The sequence below is a fragment of the Sphingomonas sinipercae genome (assembly GCF_011302055.1).
GTDB lineage: Bacteria > Pseudomonadota > Alphaproteobacteria > Sphingomonadales > Sphingomonadaceae > Sphingomicrobium > Sphingomicrobium sinipercae.
In genome coordinates this window covers 246,589-265,477 of the sequence record NZ_CP049871.1, presented here as the reverse complement: position 1 = coordinate 265,477, position 18,889 = coordinate 246,589, and the positions used below count along the sequence as shown (strand labels likewise).

Annotated in this window: 18 protein-coding genes and 1 tRNA gene; 11 read left to right on the top strand and 8 right to left on the bottom strand. The window is 67.8% G+C overall.

The window, feature by feature from the left end; all coding sequences use genetic code 11:
* Positions 1-13: 13 nt before the first annotated feature.
* Positions 14-88, bottom strand: a tRNA-Gly gene (locus G7078_RS01400).
* A 144-nt stretch (positions 89-232) separates the two neighbouring features.
* Between G7078_RS01400 and G7078_RS01395 the strand changes: the two genes are divergently transcribed.
* Together G7078_RS01395 and G7078_RS01390 are read left to right on the top strand one after the other, a co-directional pair.
* Positions 233-1,141 carry a tetratricopeptide repeat protein gene (locus tag G7078_RS01395; protein WP_246166402.1) on the top strand — a complete coding sequence of 303 codons (909 nt, stop codon included), beginning with the start codon at positions 233-235 and terminating at the stop codon, positions 1,139-1,141.
* A 9-nt stretch (positions 1,142-1,150) separates the two neighbouring features.
* Complete coding sequence (locus G7078_RS01390) at positions 1,151-1,774, top strand: LON peptidase substrate-binding domain-containing protein (RefSeq protein WP_166092246.1); 624 nt, start codon at positions 1,151-1,153, stop codon at positions 1,772-1,774.
* Positions 1,775-1,779: 5 nt separating this feature from the next.
* Here the strand turns inward: G7078_RS01390 and G7078_RS01385 are convergent, their stop codons facing one another.
* Complete coding sequence (locus G7078_RS01385) at positions 1,780-2,994, bottom strand: FAD-dependent monooxygenase (RefSeq protein ID WP_166092244.1); 1,215 nt, start codon at positions 2,992-2,994, stop codon at positions 1,780-1,782.
* 113 nt (positions 2,995-3,107) lie between these two features.
* Here G7078_RS01385 and G7078_RS01380 point away from each other — a divergent pair, with 113 nt between their 5' ends.
* The 4 genes from G7078_RS01380 to ribA all read left to right on the top strand — a co-directional run bounded on the left by G7078_RS01380 (position 3,108) and on the right by ribA (position 8,185).
* Positions 3,108-5,423, top strand: a complete 2,316-nt coding sequence (locus G7078_RS01380) for a DNA translocase FtsK (RefSeq protein WP_166092242.1) — start codon at positions 3,108-3,110, stop codon at positions 5,421-5,423.
* Between the two features lie 95 nt (positions 5,424-5,518).
* Positions 5,519-6,130: a LolA family protein gene (locus G7078_RS01375; RefSeq protein ID WP_166092240.1), complete on the top strand. Its 612-nt coding sequence runs from the start codon at positions 5,519-5,521 to the stop codon at positions 6,128-6,130.
* A 211-nt stretch (positions 6,131-6,341) separates the two neighbouring features.
* Positions 6,342-7,136 carry an exodeoxyribonuclease III gene (locus tag G7078_RS01370; protein ID WP_246166401.1) on the top strand — a complete coding sequence of 265 codons (795 nt, stop codon included), beginning with the start codon at positions 6,342-6,344 and terminating at the stop codon, positions 7,134-7,136.
* Positions 7,133-8,185: a GTP cyclohydrolase II gene (gene ribA / locus G7078_RS01365; protein ID WP_166092238.1), complete on the top strand. Its 1,053-nt coding sequence runs from the start codon at positions 7,133-7,135 to the stop codon at positions 8,183-8,185. Before G7078_RS01370 ends, ribA begins: the two co-directional genes overlap by 4 nt.
* On the opposite strand, the gene G7078_RS01360 is transcribed toward ribA, so the two are convergent.
* On the bottom strand, positions 8,182-8,841 hold the full coding sequence (locus tag G7078_RS01360) for a YggS family pyridoxal phosphate-dependent enzyme (protein WP_166092236.1): 660 nt from the start codon (positions 8,839-8,841) through the stop codon (positions 8,182-8,184). The two genes, ribA and G7078_RS01360, sit on opposite strands and share 4 nt — an antisense overlap.
* Positions 8,842-8,863: 22 nt before the next feature.
* On the opposite strand from G7078_RS01360, the gene G7078_RS01355 reads away from it, so the two are divergent.
* Positions 8,864-9,397: a thiamine phosphate synthase gene (locus tag G7078_RS01355; protein ID WP_166092234.1), complete on the top strand. Its 534-nt coding sequence runs from the start codon at positions 8,864-8,866 to the stop codon at positions 9,395-9,397.
* 98 nt (positions 9,398-9,495) lie between these two features.
* Here the strand turns inward: G7078_RS01355 and G7078_RS01350 are convergent, their stop codons facing one another.
* Entirely contained in the window at positions 9,496-10,197 is a 702-nt protein-coding gene (locus G7078_RS01350) for a porin (protein WP_166092231.1), read from the bottom strand.
* Between the two features lie 184 nt (positions 10,198-10,381).
* On the opposite strand from G7078_RS01350, the gene G7078_RS01345 reads away from it, so the two are divergent.
* Genes G7078_RS01345 through holA form a run of 4 tightly spaced genes read left to right on the top strand, consistent with a single transcriptional unit; the run spans position 10,382 to position 14,888 of the window.
* Positions 10,382-10,816, top strand: coding sequence for a DUF3576 domain-containing protein (locus G7078_RS01345; protein ID WP_166092228.1), 435 nt, complete (start codon positions 10,382-10,384; stop codon positions 10,814-10,816).
* A gap of 15 nt (positions 10,817-10,831) precedes the next feature.
* Positions 10,832-13,384 carry a leucine--tRNA ligase gene (gene leuS, locus G7078_RS01340; protein WP_166092226.1) on the top strand — a complete coding sequence of 851 codons (2,553 nt, stop codon included), beginning with the start codon at positions 10,832-10,834 and terminating at the stop codon, positions 13,382-13,384.
* Positions 13,381-13,878, top strand: coding sequence for an LPS assembly lipoprotein LptE (lptE, locus tag G7078_RS01335; RefSeq protein WP_166092224.1), 498 nt, complete (start codon positions 13,381-13,383; stop codon positions 13,876-13,878). The genes leuS and lptE overlap by 4 nt, the downstream gene beginning before the upstream one ends.
* The gene (holA, locus tag G7078_RS01330; RefSeq protein WP_166092222.1) at positions 13,875-14,888 is read left to right on the top strand and encodes a DNA polymerase III subunit delta; all 1,014 of its coding nucleotides are present in this window, start codon (positions 13,875-13,877) and stop codon (positions 14,886-14,888) included. The genes lptE and holA overlap by 4 nt, the downstream gene beginning before the upstream one ends.
* On the opposite strand, the gene G7078_RS01325 is transcribed toward holA, so the two are convergent.
* From G7078_RS01325 to mnmG, 4 genes are read right to left on the bottom strand one after another with little or no spacing between them, the layout of a single operon-like run.
* Positions 14,889-15,779, bottom strand: coding sequence for a ParB/RepB/Spo0J family partition protein (locus G7078_RS01325; protein ID WP_166092219.1), 891 nt, complete (start codon positions 15,777-15,779; stop codon positions 14,889-14,891).
* Complete coding sequence (locus G7078_RS01320; protein WP_166092217.1) at positions 15,779-16,558, bottom strand: ParA family protein; 780 nt, start codon at positions 16,556-16,558, stop codon at positions 15,779-15,781. Before G7078_RS01320 ends, G7078_RS01325 begins: the two co-directional genes overlap by 1 nt.
* Positions 16,555-17,175: a 16S rRNA (guanine(527)-N(7))-methyltransferase RsmG gene (rsmG, locus tag G7078_RS01315; protein ID WP_166092214.1), complete on the bottom strand. Its 621-nt coding sequence runs from the start codon at positions 17,173-17,175 to the stop codon at positions 16,555-16,557. Before rsmG ends, G7078_RS01320 begins: the two co-directional genes overlap by 4 nt.
* The gene (gene mnmG, locus G7078_RS01310) at positions 17,172-18,848 is read right to left on the bottom strand and encodes a tRNA uridine-5-carboxymethylaminomethyl(34) synthesis enzyme MnmG (RefSeq protein WP_166092212.1); all 1,677 of its coding nucleotides are present in this window, start codon (positions 18,846-18,848) and stop codon (positions 17,172-17,174) included. The genes rsmG and mnmG overlap by 4 nt, the downstream gene beginning before the upstream one ends.
* Positions 18,849-18,889: the final 41 nt, after the last annotated feature.

The window sequence follows — 18,889 nt, the reverse complement described above, 5'->3', positions numbered from 1 at the left end:
GAATCCGAGAAAATGGAGCGGGCGAAGGGATTCGAACCCTCGACCCCAACCTTGGCAAGGTTGTGCTCTACCCCTGAGCTACGCCCGCTCTGGCGCTGATCGCGAAGGAAGGCTCCGCGACAGGGTGGCGGGCGCCTAGCATGGGCCGGCGCGGCGGCGCAAGCGTCCGCTTTGGCTTGTTGCGCCAGATTGGGCGGCCCATATGCGCTCGCAGTGGAAGGAGAGCGGTGACGTGGCGACACTGGGCATGAGCGAAGCGGAAAGCGAGGCCATCGCCAAGCTTGAACGCGAAGTCGTCGAACCGTCGATGACGAGCCTGGTCCTGCTCGATTTCTGGGCCGAGTGGTGCGGCCCGTGCAAGCAGCTTTCGCCGATCCTCGACAAGATCGCCGCCGATTATGCGGCCAAGGGCGTCAAGCTGGTCAAGATCGACGTCGACACCGACAAGATCATCGCCGCGCAGTTCCGGGTGCAGTCGATCCCCGCCGTCTACGCTTTCTATCAGGGGCAGCCGGTCGCCGACCTGACCAATTACCGCACGGAAGGGCAACTGACCCGGGTCATCGACCAGCTGCTGGCCCAGCTTCGAGTCCCGGGCCCCGGCGAATCGATCAAGGCGCAGGTCGAGCCGCTGGTGGCGATGGGCGAAGAGGTGCTCCAGGCGGGCGATGCGGCCCGCGCGGCAAATATCTTCGAGCAGGTGCGCGAGATGGCGCCGGACGAGCCCACCGCCATTGGCGGCCTCATCCGCGCGCTGGCCGCGGCGGGCGAGCAGGAACAGGCACGCGCGATCCTCGATTCGCTTTCGCCCGAGCTGGCCAAGCAGGCGCCGGTCGCTCGCGCCCGCGCCGCCCTCGAACTGCTCGCTGCCGCCCCCGCCGCGGACCATGGCGCGCTTGAGCAAAAGGTCAGCGCAAACCCGGACGACCTTGATGCCCGGCTGGAACTGGCGGCCGCCGCAATGGCGTCCGGCGACCGCGATCGCGCCGCCGACGAATTGCTCGAAATCATCGCGCGCGACCGCGAATGGAACGAGGGCGAGGCGCGCAAGCGCTTCCTGCAACTGCTCGAGGCGCAGGGCCTGCAAGATCCGTGGGGCCGGGCACAGCGCCGCCGCCTGTCGGCCCTGCTATTCACCTGAGCTTCGGCAGTGCACGTCCCGCTCTTTCCATTGGCCGGCGCGATCCTCTTTCCGCGCACGCAATTGCCCCTGCACATCTTCGAGGCCCGCTATCGCGACATGATCCGCGATGCGGTCGACGGCCATTCCCACATCGGCATGATCCAGCCGCTTGCCGCCGAGCTCGATAAGGAGCGGCCGGCCCTGCACGCCGTCGGATGCACCGGGGAGATCGTCGGGCTCGAAGAGCTCGACGACGGGCGCTTCAATATCGTGCTCAACGGCACGCGGCGCTTCCGCCTGCTTCGCGAAGTCGACCGCGACACGCTTTACCGCAATGCCGAGGTCGACCTCGATGCGTTCGATGATGGGGAGCCGGCGCCGCTTGGACTGGCCCAGCGCTCCGAAGTAGAGCGCGAAGCGCGCCGGCTAGGCGATGCGTTGGGGCTGACTGTCGACTGGAACGCGGTCGGCCGGCTGGACGACGAAATGCTCGTCAACGCAATTGGCCAGGTCGCGCCCTTCGACATTTCCGCCAAGCAGGCGTTGCTGGAAGCGCAGTCGCTCGACACGCGCGCCGACCTGCTCGTCCAACTGATGCAGTTCCTGCGCCTCAGCCAGGGCAGCGCGGAGCTGCAGCCGACGCTTCAATAAGCCGGTTAGATTGGCAAGCCACGAAGCAGCAGCGGCAGTTCGCCGCTGGTGCCGCGCGCTTCGTTCATCAGCCGATTCTTCACCGGGCCAATGCGGTCGACCAGGCCCATGCCGAAGCGGCGGATGGCCGATGCGGTGCGGCCCGGGACACTGTAGATTCGTGTCAGGCTATCGGTCGCGAACGCCACCGACAGCGCGTCGAGCGAGCGCCAGCGCTGGTAGCGGTCGAGCAATTGCCGGTCGCCAAGGTCGAGCCCTAGCCGGGCGCCTTCGACCAGCACCTGCGCCAGGGCAGCGGCGTCGCGGAAGCCAAGGTTGAGCCCTTGCCCGGCGATCGGGTGAACCGCGTGCGCCGCGTCACCGACCAGCGCAAGCCGCTCGGCCGTGATGTGCGCCGCGTGGTGGAAGCCGAGCGGATAGGTCGAGCGCGGCGCCGCCATCCCAACCTCGCCCAGGAACCCGCCCATCGCCGCCTTGGCTTCGCCCGCGAACTGTTCGTCGGATAGCGACAGCAGGCCCGGCGCATCGCCGCTCCGGATCGACCAGACGATCGCCGAACGATGACCCTTGGCATCATCGGTCATCGGCAGGAGTGCAAACGGGCCCGACGGATAGAAGATTTCGTATGCGATATTCTGGTGCGGCCGATCGTGCCGAAGCACCGAGACAATCGCGTTGTGATCGTAGCGCCAGCGCGCCATCCGGATCCCCGCCGCTTCGCGCATCGCCGAATTGCGGCCGTCGGCGGCGATCAGCAGCGGCGCCGTCAGCTTGCGCCCGTCGCCGAGGCTAACCACCACGCCGGATTCGCTGCGGTCGACATCGGCGATGCGCGATTTCCACAGCAGCCAGAGCTTCGATCCCGCCTCGGCACGGGCACGAAGCGCTGCCCGCAAGTTCCGGTTTTCGTGCATCCAGCCGAGCGGCCCGTCGTCGTCGGCATCGAAATCGAGCCCGCTGGGGGCCAGGCCGTCGGCAACGGCGATCTTCAGGATGGGGCAGCCAGGCTGCGGGAAATGGTCCGCGACGCCGGTGGCTTCGAGCATCCGCATCGAGCTTGAGGACACCGCGCTGGTCCGGCCATCGAAGGCGGCGTCGAGGCGCTGGTCGGGATCGGCGGGATCGACGACGATTGCAGAGAGGCCGCTTGCGTCGAGCGCGGCCGCAAGCGCCAGCCCCACCAGCCCACCGCCCAAAATGATGACGTCCGCGCGATCCATCCCGGCCGCTCTAACGCCCAGTTTGAACCGTGGCGAGGCGTGACGTCACGACTTCGCTTGACCGGGGAGTCCCCGGCAGGGCATTTTAGCGTTGGAGCGGTGGGGGTTAGACAATGGCGACGGCTGCAACGCGGGCGCGCGACGACTTGGGCCCGGATTGGCGCGACAAGCTGCGCGACGTTTCGCGGCGGCTCCTGCTGCGCAGCCTCGGCGCGCTGTTGCTCGCCTTCTGCGCCGCGGCGGCGATCGCCCTTGCCAGCCACAGCAGCACCGACCCCTCCTTCACCACCGCTGCCGCCGGCCCGCCGGCGAACTGGCTGGGCAGTTTCGGCGCCTACCTCAGCGATTTCCTGCTGCTGACATTCGGCCTCGGCGCGCTCGCTTTCCTGCCGGTCATCGCCATTGCGGGGCTCAGGCTGCTTCGCACCGAGCCGCCGCGCCGGATCCGCCGCGCCTTGCTGATCGCCGGGGCCGCGGCGGTTCTGATTGGAATCGCGCTTGGGCTGACCAGCGGATCGGCCGTGGTCGGCCTGCCCAGCGGCTGGGGCGGGGTGCTCGGTCTAGCCGGCGCATCCGGACTGCAGGCCCTGATCGGCCTGATCCCGGACGACCGGTTCCTTGAGCCGACGCGGATCGCTGTCTTGATCCTGTTCGCCTGCGGCGGACTGGCGCTCGCGTACCTGTCGCTGGGACTGACGATGGACGAGCGCGACTGGCTGGCCGGGCTGTTCAGCCGCAGCCCGCGCGTCAAGGCGCCGAAGCCGCGCCGGACCGAGACCGAGCGGAACGAGGTCGCCGCCGCTGCGCCGCCAAGGCCGCGGCCGAGCGTGTCGGTCACCGAGCCGACGAAGCCGATTGCGCGTTCGGCCTCGGCGCTGCGCAAGCCGGCGACCCAGCAGGCTCTGGCGCTGGGCGACAATTACGTCCTTCCAGATGTCTCCCTCCTCGCGCCGGTCACGGACAAGGGCCGGACCCCGGTCGACCGGGCCGCGCTGGAGCGCAACGCCCGAATCCTCGAATCCGTGCTCGAGGACTTCCACGTCCGCGGCGACATCGTTGAAGTGCGTCCCGGCCCGGTCGTGACGATGTACGAGCTGGAGCCGGCGAGCGGGATCAAGGCGAGCCGGGTGATCCAGCTGGCCGACGACATCGCCCGCAACATGCAGGCCGTGTCGGCGCGCGTCGCAATCATCCCGGGACGGAGCGTCATCGGCATCGAGCTTCCCAACCCACGCCGGGAATCGGTCGCGCTGTCGGAGCTGATCGGATCGCAGGACTTCGGCGACGCAAGCACCTCGCTGCCGCTGATCCTGGGCAAGAACATCGCCGGCGACGCGGTGATCGCCGACCTTGCGCCAATGCCCCACCTGCTGGTCGCCGGAACCACCGGATCGGGTAAGTCGGTTGGCCTCAACTGCATGATCCTGTCGCTGCTGTACCGGCTCAACCCGGAGCAATGCCGGCTGATCATGATCGACCCCAAGATGCTCGAACTGAGCATCTACGAAGGCATCCCGCACCTGCTGGCGCCGGTGGTGACCGAGCCGGGCAAGGCGATCCGGGCGCTCAAGTGGACCGTCGAGCAGATGGAGGAGCGCTATCGGATGATGGCCAATCTCGGTGTCCGCTCGCTCGCCAGCTTCAACCAGAAGGTGCGCGAGGCCAAGGCCAAGGGCGCGCAGCTCGGCCGCCAGGTCCAGACCGGGTACAACGCCGACACCGGCCAGCCGATATACGAGACCGAGAGCCTCGAATATGAAGTGCTGCCGCAGATCGTCGTCGTCGTCGACGAGCTTGCCGACCTGATGATGACCGCCGGCAAGGAGGTCGAGTTCCTGATCCAGCGGCTGGCGCAAAAGGCGCGGGCGGCGGGCATCCACCTGATCATGGCGACTCAGCGGCCGTCGGTCGACGTCATCACCGGCGTCATCAAGGCGAACCTGCCGACCCGCATCAGCTTCCAGGTGACGAGCAAGATCGACAGCCGCACCATCCTTGGCGAGCAAGGCGCCGAGCAGCTGCTGGGCAAGGGGGACATGCTCTACATGCCCGGCGGCAAGCAGATCCTGCGCGTGCACGGGCCGTTCGTGTCCGACGAGGAAGTCCGCGCCGTCGCCGAGCATTGGCGCAAGCAGGGAACGCCCGATTACATTCAGGCGGTCACCGAGGAACCCGAGGACGGCGGGTATTTGTTCGATGGCCAGCCGACCGGCGAGGACGACCCGGAAACCCAGCAGTATCGCAAGGCGGTCCAAATCGTCGCCGAGGCCCAGAAGGCGTCGGTGTCCTATGTCCAGCGCCAGCTGCGCATCGGCTACAACAGCGCGGCGCGGCTGATCGAGCGGATGGAAAAGGAGGGGCTGATCGGCCCGGCCAACCATGTCGGCAGCCGCGAAGTGCTGATCGACCGCGACGGCCACCCGATCTAGCGGCCGCCAAGCTGAACGGGCGGGAACCGGCAAGTTCAGTGCGCATTCAATACGCAAACGCCAGTTAATGGCGGAACACTCCCAAGGAGCTTTGAATGTCTTTTGCGAATTCCATCGCACGCGCGCTTATTCCAGTGACGATGCTGGCGGTGCCGGCAACCGCCGTTGCCGCCACGTCGCCCGACCTCGCCAAGGTCCAGGCGCACCTGAATGCCGTCAATTCCATGACGGCCAACTTCGTCCAGACCGACGGCAAGGGCCGGCAGATGAGCGGCACCTTGCAGCTCAAGCGCCCGGGCAAGATCCGTTTCGAATATGGCCGCGGCGCCAACATGCTGCTGGTATCGAACGGCGGTCAGCTAACTTTCCTCGATTATGAAGTGGGCCAGAAATCGAGCTGGCCGCTTGGCAAGACGCCACTCGGCATGCTGCTGGCCGACAACCCGCAGGTCGCCAAGTTCGCCAAGATCGTGCCCAGCAACGATCCGCGTGTCCTGGTCGTGCGCGCCACGCGGCAGCCTTACGGCACGCTGATCCTGGCCTTCACCCGTTCCGGGGCAGGACCGGGCGGGCTGCAGCTTTACGGCTGGACCGCGGTCGACCCGCAGAACAAGCGCACCACCGTCAAGCTGTCGAACGTCCGCTATAACGTCGGCGTGTCGGAAAGTGCGTTCAGCTACGCCGAGCCGACGAAGCGGAAGCGGTAAAAACGTAGCAACTCAAAACCGTTCATCGCGGCGTCAGTATAAGCGGCGTAATCCATCAAAGGTCCCTGAAGCTCAGCCGGGGTTTCCCCCTGTTACCCGGGTCGCTTCAGGATCACCTTGCGTGACGAACGCTTGGTCGGCCCTCGCTCCAAGCCCCCGGAGCGGGGGCCTTTTATTGTCTGGCGCTACATGGGCCGATAGAGGGCGAGCCGTGCAAAGCTCCATCACCGTCGCATCCTGGAACATCAATTCGGTCCGTGCCCGGCTGCCGATCGTCGAGCGGCTGATGAAGGAACATGGTCCAGACGTCCTGTGCCTGCAGGAAACCAAGGCTGCCAACGACGTCTTCCCGGCCGATTTCTTCCGCCGGCTCGGCTACACCCACCAGCAATTGTGCGGACAGCGGATGCACCACGGCGTCGCCATCCTCAGCCGAATCGCGCTTGGCGAGGCCAAGAGCCACGACTGGCAGGACAATGGTGAGGCGCGCCATGTCGGCGCGATGCTGCCCTGCGGGATCCGGCTGGAGAACGTCTACGTGCCGGCCGGGGGCGACATCCCCGACCGCAGCGTCAATGCCAAGTTCGGTCAGAAGCTGGACTTCATCGGGCGGATGACCCGCTGGTCGGAAAGCCTGCGCGAGCCCACCCTGATCGTCGGCGACTTCAACGTCGCCCCGCTGGAATGCGATGTCTGGAGCCACAAGGCGCTGGTCAACGTCGTCAGCCACACCGCTATAGAGATCGAGGCGCTCGACGCTTTCCGCCAATCGCACGGCTGGGTCGACATCGGCCGCCATTTCGTGCCCGCGCCGGAGCGCTGCTTCACCTGGTGGAGCTATCGCTCGCCCGACCACACCAGGAACGACCGCGGCCGCCGGCTCGACCATATGTGGGTTTCGCCGGCCGCGGCGGCCCAGGTCACCGCCCACTCGGTGCTTGAACCGTGCCGCAGCTGGCAGCGGCCGTCCGACCACGTGCCGCTGGTCTGCGAGATCGCCTGTTGAGCGACGCCGACCGCGTCGAACGCGCGATCGGGGCGCTGAAGGGCGGGCGTGCCGTCGCCATCGGACCAGACCCGAAGATCGGCTTTATCCCCGTGGAGACCGCCACGGCCGAAACGCTCCGCCAGATCGACTCGAACGGCGTCGCGCAACTGCTGATCAGTGGCGAGCGCGCCGCCGCTTTGTCGCTTGCGAACCGCCGCGACGCCGCCGACCGGGCGCAGCCGGTGCTGGTGGAGCGAAGCCAGTGGCTGGACGGCGAGACGGCGCTGGCGCTGGCCGATCCGGCCAGGGACTTCTCCCGCGCGCCGATCGGACCGCTCACCACCGCGCCGCTGGCCGAACCGCAAAAGGCCCGGGCCGCGCTTTTGCTCGCCCGCCGGGCCGGGCTGCTGCCGGCTTTGTGGCTGGTGGACCCGAACGCAGCTTCGGTGAATGTCACCGCCGAGGAAATCGACGCCTCGCGCGACGAGGTCATCCTGGCCGCGCGGGCCAGGCTGCCGATCGAGGGCTTGCCCGATACGCAGGTCGTCGCATTCCGCTCTGCCGGGGACGGGCAGGAGCATGTCGCGCTGCTGGTCGGCGCCTTCGCTGGCAGGCCGCCGCTGGTGCGCCTGCATAGCGAGTGCCTGACCGGCGACGTGTTCGGTTCGCTCAAGTGCGATTGCGGGCCGCAATTGAAGGAAGCGCTGCGCCTGATCGCGGCCGAGGGCGGCGGGGTGCTGTTGTACTTGCGGCAGGAGGGGCGCGGCATCGGCCTGGCCAACAAGCTTCGCGCCTATGCGCTGCAGGACCAGGGGCTGGATACGGTCGAGGCCAACCTGCGGCTTGGCTTCGGCGACGACGAGCGGGACTATGCCCATGCGGCGGCGATGCTCCGGGCGCTCGGCATCGACCGGGTGCGGTTGCTGACCAACAATGCGTCGAAGGTGGCCGGGCTGGAAGCGGCGCAGATCCGGGTGGTCGAGCGCGTCGGGCACACGATGCCCGCCAACCCGCACAATGCCGATTACCTGGAGACCAAACGCCGCAAGAGCGGGCACCTGTTCTAGGCGGAATCCTCGAACAGGGCGGTGCCGATGCGCACCGCCGTTGCGCCGAGCATCACCGCGCTTCGGTAATCGCCCGACATGCCCATGCTGAGCCCAGCGACCCCGTGCTCGGCGGCGATCTTGGCCAGCAGCGCGAAATAGGGGGCGGGTTCGGGACCGAGCGGGGGGATCGCCATCAGGCCGGCGAGCGGCAGCGGCGATTGGCGCACCGCGTCGACCAGCGCGCCGACCTCGGCGATCGCGCAGCCGCCCTTCTGCTCCTCCTCCCCGATATTGACCTGCACATAGACCGACGGAAAGTGCTGGGCCTTGGCGGCCGCGGCGGCCAGCGCATCGAGCAGCGACTCGCGGTCGAGCGAGTGGACGACGTCGAACAGTTCGACCGCTTCGGCCGCCTTGTTCGACTGCAGCCGGCCGATGCAGTGAAGGCGGACATCCGGATGCCGCTGCCGGAGCGCCGGCCATTTCGAGGCCGCCTCCTGGACGCGGCTTTCGCCGAAATGGCGTTGGCCGGCGGCGACCAGCGCTTCGATCTCCTCGACCGAGCGGGTCTTGCTGACCGCGATCAGCTGCACGTCACCGGGCTCTCGACGCGCCAGCCTGGCCGCAGCGTCAATCGAGTCGCGAATTTCCCGCAGGCGTTCGGAAGCCGTCATCGCCGCGCTATAGGGCAAGGCGATGACCGCCCGCCACAGCCTTTGGCCGACCCGCTGGCTGATGACCGACGAGCGGATCGGCGAGCGGCTGTGGCCGGCGATCGGCCGCCTTCCGGCCGGCGGCGGAATCGTGTTTCGCCACTACGGGCTGGGTGCGGACGAGCGGCGCAGGCTGGCCGAGCGGGTCGCCGCGGACTGCCGCGACCGCGGCCTGGTGCTGGCGGTGGCCGGAGACGAAGCGCTGGCGCGGGCGGTCGGGGCGGCGCTGGTCCACAATCCGCTTGAGCCGGGAGGGCTGCCCTTCTCCCGCTCGGTCCATTCGCTCCGAGAGGCGATGGAAGCGAAGGCGCAAGGCGCTGCCTTGCTGTTCGTGTCGCCGGTCCACGCGACCCGGTCGCATCCGGGCCAGCGCCAGTTGGGCGAAGCCGCGGCGGTCGAAATTGCCAAGGCGGCGGGGGTGCCGGCGATTGCGCTAGGCGGGATGACGGAGGAGCGTTTCGAAGGCGTGGCCGGAGCCTTTCACGGATGGGCGGGGATCGACGCCTGGCTGGCTTAACGTCACTAAAGTCACGCGGTCGTGCAGCTTTTTCGTGACTTTAGGGCTCTGCTATCGATTGCTACGCAATCCGATGCGCTGCGTTCGGCGGCTTTAGCTCAGAACTTGAAGGCGGTTCCCACGTAGACGGCCTGGCTGTCGACGCGTTCGTCGCTGAGCGCGCGCAGGCGATCGCTTTCGACCTTGTAGCGGACGCCGCCCGTGACCGCGATCCGGCGGCTGAGCGAATAGGAGCCGCCGAGATCGACCGCGACATTGTCGGGTTCGCGCAGGGCAACAGCCGAGCGACGTTCCGACCGGTCGGCGGAAACGGCCAGGCGGCCGGTGAAGCGCGGCAAGGAATAGCTGATCCCGACCGCGGCGCTTTCGCGGCCATCGACGATCGATCCGGCCGGGCTGACCTTCCCGACTTCGCCGGCAACGGCGAAGCGGCGCCAGCCGACGGCGGCACCGAGGCTGTAGGTCACCGGGGCCAGCGCACTGACCGGCGAAGCGGAGCTGTTCGCCGCTGCGACCCCGGTCGGGCCGCTGGCGCGGGCACGAATGGCAACGCGAAGTTGCGACGGGCGAGTCTTGACCGCCGCCGGCGTGAATTTGAAATCGCCGACCGAAGCGCTGCGATTGAACGCGGCGGCGAGTCGCGGGTCGGCAGTGGCGGGCGTGAAGCTCATGCCCGAATCGGCGGAAATTGCGATCGAGGGGGCGCGGCGCTTCGAGTCGGGCGCGGCCAAAGCGGGCGACAGCAGCAGTGCAGCGACGCCTGCGGCGGCGGCTACCTTCCCTGCACTGAAACGCCCCATGACGCGCACAACGACTCTCCCTGTCCAAGTCATATAGGATGGCGCGACCGATGGTTCCACGCCCCGAAACGATTCGGATGGGCCGTGTTGCCCTTACACCACAAGCGGCGATGCAACCGGAGCGCTTGCGGCGCATGGGCCAGCATCTATAACGCCGCCAGACCGGATTTGCTGAGGAACATCGATGCCCCGTTTGCAAGTGACTGCCGCCGCGCTCCTGCTGACCGCGCTTGCCGCGTCCGGCTGCGCTCGTAACCGGGCGGTGCCGAACCAGCTCGCGCCGTCGCGGATGACCGTGATCGGGGTCAACGGCTACCTCTGGCAGGCGGCGCTGGACACCGTGTCCTTCGCCCCGCTGGTCCAGGCCGACGCCGCGAGCGGGGTCATCATCACCGACTGGTATGCGCCGCCCAGCGCCACCGGCGAGCGGGTCAAGCTGACCGTCACCATCCTCGACCAGGACTTGCGCGCCGACGCGCTTCGAGTCGCGGCGTCGCGCCAGGTCGTGCAGAACGGCGCCTGGGTGAACGCGCCGGTCGCAGCGGCGACGGTGCAGAAGCTTGAGGACATCATCCTGACCCGCGCCCGCGACCTGCGCCGCACCGCCGTCCGCGGCTAACCCGGCAATGCACCGATGACCGGCCGCTTCGATCCAGCGGTTGCCGATGTCCGCTGGCAGCAGCGCTGGGACGATGAGCGCTGCTTCATCGCCGATTCGGCGAGCGCCAAGCCGAAAAGCTATGTGCTGGAGATGTTCCCCTATCCGTCGGGGCGCATCCACATGGGCCACGTCCGCAATTACACGATGGGCGACGTGCTTGCCCGCTATCGGCGGATGCAGGGCTTCGAAGTGCTGCATCCGATGGGCTGGGACGCGTTCGGGATGCCGGCCGAAAATGCGGCGATGGAGCGCGGCGTCCACCCGGAAGGCTGGACCCGGTCGAACATCGCGGCGATGCGCGACCAGCTGAAGCGGCTTGGCTTCTCGCTCGACTGGAGCCGGGAGCTCGCGACCTGCGACCCCGAATATTACGGGCACGAACAGGCGCTGTTCCTCGACCTTTACGAAGCCGGGCTCGTCTATCGCAAGGAAAGCGAGGTCAATTGGGACCCGGTCGACATGACCGTGCTTGCCAACGAGCAGGTCATCGACGGCAAGGGCTGGCGATCGGGCGCGCAGGTCGAGCGGCGCAAGCTCAACCAATGGTTCCTGAAGATCACCGATTTCGCCGAGGAGCTTCTCGACGGCCTCCAGACCCTCGAGCACTGGCCCGACAAGGTCCGGCTGATGCAGGAGAATTGGATCGGCCGGTCCGACGGGCTCCGTTTCCGCTTCGAGCTCGCGCCCGACCGGGCCAATGCCGACTATCCGTGGGTCCAGGCGGCGCTGCGCGTGGGAACGGGGATCGAGGTCTTCACCACCCGCCCGGACACTATTTTCGGCGCCAGCTTCGTCGCCGTCGCCGCGGACCATCCATTGGCGCGAGCGGTCGCATCGGAAAATCCGGATGCCGCGCAGTTCGTCGCCGAATGCCGCGCCGGCCCGACCACGGCGGCAGCCCTGGAAACGGCGGAAAAGCGAGGCTTTTTGACCGGCGTGGAAGCGGTGCATCCGCTCAACCCCGAATGGCGGCTGCCGGTGTGGATCGCGAACTTCGTGCTGATGGACTATGGCACCGGCGCGGTCTTCGGAGTGCCCGCGCACGACCAGCGCGACCACGAATTCGCAACCAAGTACGAGCTTCCGATCCGCCGGGTCGTGGCCGGGCCGACGCAGGATTCGACGACCCCCATCGGCGATTCGGCCGAGCCGGGTGAAGGCGTCATCGTCAATTCCGACTTCCTGGACGGCCTGTCGGTTCCCCAGGCCCAGCAGGCGGTGATCCGCCGCGCCGAGGAGAGCGGCTGGGGCACGCGCGAAGTCGCCTATCGCCTGCGCGACTGGGGCGTGTCGCGCCAGCGTTACTGGGGCACGCCGATCCCGATGATCCATTGCGCGGCCTGCGGGCCGGTGCCGGTGCCGCGCGCGCAATTGCCGATCGTCCTGCCCAAGGACGTCAGCTTCGACGTGCCCGGCAACCCGCTCGACCGTCATCCAAGCTGGCGCGACGTCGCTTGCCCCAAGTGCGCCGGGCCGGCTCGGCGCGAGACCGACACGCTGGACACCTTCGTCGATTCCAGTTGGTATTTCATCCGCTTCGCAAGCCAGCCGATCGACGCGCCGTTCGATCGACAGGAGGCGGACTCGTGGCTGCCCGTCGACCAATATATCGGCGGGGTCGAACATGCGATCCTGCACCTGCTCTACGCGCGCTTCTGGACCCGGGCGCTGGAGCGGATCGGGCGGGTCGGCGTAGCCGAGCCGTTCAAGGGCCTGTTCACCCAAGGCATGGTCACGCACGAGACCTATCGCGCGGCCGACGGCAGCTGGTTGAGCCCGGAGCAGGTGCGCCGCGAGGGCGGAGCCTTTGTCGGCGTGGACAGCGGCGAGGCGGTGACGCTCGGCCGGGTCGAGAAGATGTCGAAATCCAAGCGCAACACGATCGACCCGCAGCCGATCGTCGAGCGCTACGGCGCCGATGCGGTGCGCTGGTTCATGCTGTCCGACAGCCCGCCCGAACGCGACCTCGAATGGTCGGAGAGCGGGATCGAAGGCGCCGCCCGCTTCGTCCAGCGCGTGTGGCGGCTCGCTTCATCGGAGACGGCGGACGGGGACGATCCGGCGCTTGAGCAGAAGCGGCACGCGACCATCGCCGGAGTCACCGAGGCGCTGGAAGGGCTGCAGTTCAACAAGGCCGTCGCCCAATTGTACGAATTCGTCTCGGCGCTTGAAAAAGCGAAGCCGTCGCGGACCCGGCAGGACGGCGTCGCGACGCTGGTCCGGCTGGTCGCGCCGATGGCCCCGCACCTGGCCGAGGAATGCTGGCAGGCGATTGGGGGCAAGGGGCTTGCCGCCAATGCCGAATGGCCGAAGCACGACCCGGCGCTGCTGGTCGAAGACGAAGTGACCCTGGCGGTCCAGGTCAACGGCAAGCTGCGCGACACCATCGTCGTCGCGCGCGGGCTTGGCCGGGACGAGGCGGAGGCGGTCGCACTGGCTTCGGAAAAGGTGCAGAAGCAGCTCGATGGAGCAGCGCCGCGCAAGGTCATCGTCGTGCCCGACCGGCTGGTGAACATCGTCGCATGACCCGGCTGTGGCTCCTCGCGCTGGCCGCCTTCGCGCTCGACGGTTGCGCGCTTCGGCCGCTTTACGCGGGGGGCAGCGGCGGCCCGGTCGCATCGCTGCTGGGCCAGGTCGAAGTTTCGACGATCCCCGGCCGCAATGGCTGGCTGGTCTATAACAAGCTTCGCGACCGCCTTGGCGCCAATCGCGCCGCGCCGGGTGCCTATCGGCTCAACGTCGAGCTCGACGACCAGATCATCGGCCTTGGCATTCGCGGCGACCGCGCGGTCACTCGCGAACGGCGGATCCTGCGGGCCCGCTACCAGCTCGTGCGCGTCTCGAACGGGCAAGTGGTGCTCGACGCCACCGCCGGGTCCGACGCCGGGATCGACGTCGTCAGCTCGGAATATGCGACCGTTGCCGCCGAGCAGACCGCGGCCGAACGCTTGTCGGAGCTGGTCGCGGAGGACATCGTCGCCCGCCTTGGCCTCTACGCCGCGCGCACGCACCGGCCATGAAGTCCGACCGCCGGACCATCGACCGGCTGCTCGATTCGCCCGACGGCAAGACCCGCTTCTACCTGTTCTACGGCTATGACGACGGGCAGTCCCGCGGCCACGCCGACCGCCTGCTGAAGGCGATGGGCGCGGACAAGTTCGCGATTGCCGCCGGCGCGGTGAAATCGGACCCCGCGGCGCTGGTCGACGAAGCCGCGGCGATCGACATGTTCGGGGGCAAGCGTGCGCTGTGGATCGAGCCGGCCGGGGATGAGATCGCCGATGCGGTGGAGGCCCTGCTTGGCGCTGCCGCGGTGGAAAGCCCGGTCATCGCGCTGGCGGGCGCGTTGAAGAAGACTTCGCGGCTGCTGAAGCTGGCCGAAAGCCATGCGCTGGCCTTGGCCCACGTCTCCTACGAGCTCAACGAGCGCGATTTGGAGCGGATGGTCGAGGAATTGGCGCGGACCGAAGGGCTTCGGCTCGGCAACGGCATCGCCGGGCGGATCGCGGCGGGCGCGGGCGGAGACCGCGGCGTCATCACCCGCGAGCTGGCCAAGATCGCGCTCTATGTGGGCGCAGCGCCGGAGCGGCCCAAGGATGTCGCGGGCGACGTGATGGAGGCAATCGGCGTCGGCAGCGAAGGCGAATGGGCCGCGCTAGGCGACGTCGCGCTTGCCGGCGACACTGCGACGCTGGCTGACGAGCTCAGCCGGTCGGCGGCCGGCGGGGAAGCGATCACGCTGGTGCGCGCGCTGCAGCGGCGGCTGCTGATGCTGGCCCGGCTGCGGTCGCGGGTTGATAGCGGTGAAGGCGTCGACGCAGCCATGGCGTCACTGGGCAAGGCCTTGTTCTTCAAGGACAAAGCGATGGTCGGGAAGATGCTTCGACAGTGGGATTCGAAGCGCCTGGCGCGGGTGGCCGAGCGGGCCGGGGAGCTCGAGCGGTCGCTAATGCGCGGCGATTCGCCGCCGCCGGTAGAGGCGCTGGGCGAGGAACTGATTGCGATCGCCCGGACCGCGCAACGCCGGTAGCTAGATCGGCTCGCCGGAGAGCCGCTGGCAGATCATGTCGAGCTGGTCGAGGCTGCTATAGTGCAGCGAGACGGAGCCGCCGGCACCGTTGTGCGCGACCTTGACCCGGAGGCCGAGGATGTCGGCGAGCTGGCGCTCGAGCGCGGCCAAATCGGCATCGGCCGGTTGGGCGTTGCGGGCGCTGGCGCGGGCGATATCGGCGCCGGCCCCGGGGCGAACCTTCTTGGCGAGCGCTTCAGCCTGCCGCACCGACAGCCCCTTGCTGATGATTTCGGAGACCAGGCGCTCGGCATCGTCGGCCGCCGCGATCGCCCGCGCGTGACCCATGGTGATATCGCCTCGCAACAGCGGGTCGCGAACAGCGTCGGGAAGGTCGAGCAATCTCAGCAGGTTGGCGACGTGGCTGCGCGACTTGTGGACCAATTTCGCGACCGCATCCTGCGTATGCCCGTATCGCTCGATCAGCTGGCGGTAGCCCTCCGCCTCCTCCAGCGGGTTGAGATCCTTGCGCTGGATATTCTCGACCAGCGCGATTTCCGCCGCGGTCGAATCGTCGATCTCGCGGACGAGGACCGGGACCCGGTGCAGCTGCGCCTTTTGCGCGGCTCGCCAGCGCCGCTCGCCGGCCACAATCTGGAACTCGGCCCCATGCGGACGCACCAGGATCGGCTGCAGGATCCCGCGCTCGGCGATCGATTCCGCAAGCTCGGCGATCGCTTCCTCGTCGAACTGGGTGCGCGGCTGGTTGGGATTGGGGTGAATCCGGCTAACTTCCACCTCGCGAACGCCGCTCGCCGGGCTTTCGCCATCCGCGCTTGCGGTGGCCGGGCGGACGGCTTCGTCGAGAAGGGCGGAAAGGCCGCGGCCGAGCCCGGTGCCTGGCTTGGCCATCACGCCGCCTCCGCCGGCCGGGGAAGCCGCTGGATCAGCTCCCGGGCAAGCCGCACATAGGCTTCGGAGCCGGGGCATTTGAGGTCGTAGATCAGCGCTGGAAGGCCGTGGCTCGGCGCTTCCGACAGGCGGACGTTGCGCGGCACCACCGTTTCGAACACGGCCTGGCCAAGGCAGGCGCGAACGTCGTCGGCGACCGCCTGGGACAGCCGGTTACGCTTGTCGAACATGGTCAGCGCTACTCCCAGGATTGCCAGCGACGGGTTGAAGGACACGCGGATTCGCTCGACCGTCTGCAACAGCTGGCTCAAGCCTTCGAGGGCAAAGAATTCGCACTGCAGCGGCACCAGCAGGTGGCGCGCGGCCACCAGCCCGTTGACCGTCAGCAGCCCGAGCGACGGCGGGCAGTCCATCAAACAGATGTCCCACCGCCCCGGCGCGGCGTCGAGTGCTTTCTCCAGCCGGTGAGCACGGTCGGCGAGGCCGACCATTTCGACCTCCGCGCCCGACAGGTCGACCGTCGCCGGGAGCAGGTCGAGACGGGGCACGCGGGTTGGGATGACGCTGTCCTGCACCGTCTGCGCGCCGATCAGCACGTCGTAGCTGGAGCGTTCGCGCTTCGACTGCGGCACGCCGAGCCCGGTCGAGGCGTTGCCTTGGGGGTCGAGGTCGATGAGCAGCACCCGCCAGCCAATCGCGGCAAGCGCGGTTGCAAGGTTGATCGCGGTCGTCGTCTTGCCGACCCCGCCCTTCTGATTGACCACCGCGACCCGGATCATGCCCTGCCCCTTGGCTTGACGTTCCGCAGCAGCAGGATCCTGGCGTCCGGATCCGTGCGGCTTGGAACGCTCTCAGCCTCACACTGCCACCGAGTCCCGGCCTCGGCCAGTTCCGATTCGGCGCTCCGACCCTTCGGCAGGACCCAGCGGGTGTTTTTCGTGGACAAGTGCGTGGACAAAGACAGGAATTGGTCCAGCGGGGCCACCGCTCGGCCGGTAATCGTGTCGAACCGGCCGGCAACGCCCTGCGCTTTGGCCTGCACTACCGTCACGCGATCTCCGAGTCGCAATTCGGCGACGGCATGTTTGAGGAAGTCGGCGCGCAACCGCCGCGGCTCGACCAGGGTCATGTGGCCGTCGACCAGAAGGGCAATGACGATTCCCGGGAGGCCCGCTCCCGAGCCGATATCCACCCAGGACGCGCCCGGCGCCGGCTCAAGTGCGACAAGCTGGGCCGAGTCCAGAATATGACGGGTCCATAAGGAATCGAGCGTGGTCGCCGACACGAGGTTCTGGCGTCCCGCTTCGCTACGGAGGATGTCCTCGTAGGCGCGCAAGGAATTGAGTGTTTCACGTGAAACAGGCTTTCCGGCGACCGCCGACAGGGCTTCGATCATGCCACACAGCGAGAGGCGGCGACGTGCAACGCCGAAAGCGCCGCGGGCGTGATGCCGGCAAGGCGCGACGCCTGCGCGAGGCTTTCCGGCCGCGCCGTGGTCAGTCGCTCAATCATCTCGGCGGAAAGACCGGGGACGGCAGCGTAGTCGACGCGGTGGCCGAGCCACAGTTGGGCGTCGGCACGAACCGCCGCCCACTCACGCCGCTGCCTTTCGACATAGGGCGCATAGAGTGCGTCGGCCTGCGCCTCTTCGCTCGATTGCCAATCTGAAGATTCGCGAGTGGCAAAGTGATCTTCGATCAAGCGCCGGCGAGCTTGTCCAACGCAGCCGGCCGCGAGGGCTTGCCTGCCGAGCCGGGATACCGCGTTGTCCGCGCGCAACGACAAACGATATTCGGCGCGCGCGGTCATCATCCGATACGGCTCGCTTACACCCTGCAAGGTGAGGTCGTCGGTCATCACCCCAATGTAGCTTTCCCCTCGGTCGAACCGGATGGGATCGCAGTCGGTGGCGCGCGCAGCGGCGTTGAGGCCTGCCACCAGCCCCTGCGCCGCGGCTTCTTCGTAGCCGGTCGTGCCGTTGATCTGGCCGGCCAGGAACAGGCCGCGAATGTCCTGCGTCTCCAGCGTCGTATCGAGCTTGCGCGGATCGACAAACTCATATTCGACGGCGTAGCCGGGCCGCACGATCTCCGCTCGATCCAGCCCAGCCACGCTGCGGACGAAGGCTTGCTGGACTTCAAGCGGGAGCGAGGTCGAAATCCCATTGGGATAGACGGTGCTGTCGTCGAGGCCTTCGGGCTCAAGGAAAATCTGGTGCCCGTCGCGTCCGCCGAAGCGCTTCACCTTATCCTCGATCGAGGGGCAATAACGAGGGCCGCGACCTTCGATCGACCCGGCGAACAGCGGCGACCGGTGGAACGCCGCTTCGATGATCTCATGCGTCTCGGCATTGGTGCGGGCAATCGCGCAGCCTAGCTGCGGGCGACGAACGCCGTCATCGATCGCCGACATCAGCCAATGCTCTTCGTCGCTCGGCTGCTCCTCCAGGCGTGACCAGTCGATGGTCCGCCCATCGAGCCGTGGCGGCGTGCCGGTCTTCAGGCGGCCCTGTCCAAGGCCGAGATCGCGAAGCTGGTCAGCCAGCGGCACCGACGCGCCTTCTCCGCTGCGCCCGCCAACAACGACCTCCTCGCCAAGGAACATGCGCGAATCGAGGAACGTACCGGTGGCGATGACCAGGCTCCGGCAGTCGAGCCGCCCGACACTGGTTTCGAGCGCGGTCACAGCCCCACCACTGGCCGTCATGCCCAAGGCTTCGGCAACGATGAGCTCGACATCGCTCTCGCCGAGCAATGCGACCATCGCTTCGTGATAGAGCCGCCGGTCAGCCTGTACGCGTGGGCCCCACACAGCCGGGCCCTTGCTGCGGTTGAGCATCCGGCGATGGATCGCGGCGCGGTCCGCGGCGCGGCCCATCAGGCCGTCGAACACGTCCAATTCCCGGACCAAATGTCCCTTGCCGACGCCACCGATCGAAGGATTGCACGACATCTGGCCGACGTCTTCGCGGCGGAACGTGACAAGGCCGACCCGCGCACCACGGCGCGAGGCCGCAGCCGCAGCCTCGCATCCGGCATGACCCGCGCCAACGACCAAAACGTCAAACATGGCGGGGAGTTAGCCCAGAGAGGGGCCTGCGGTCAAAGTCG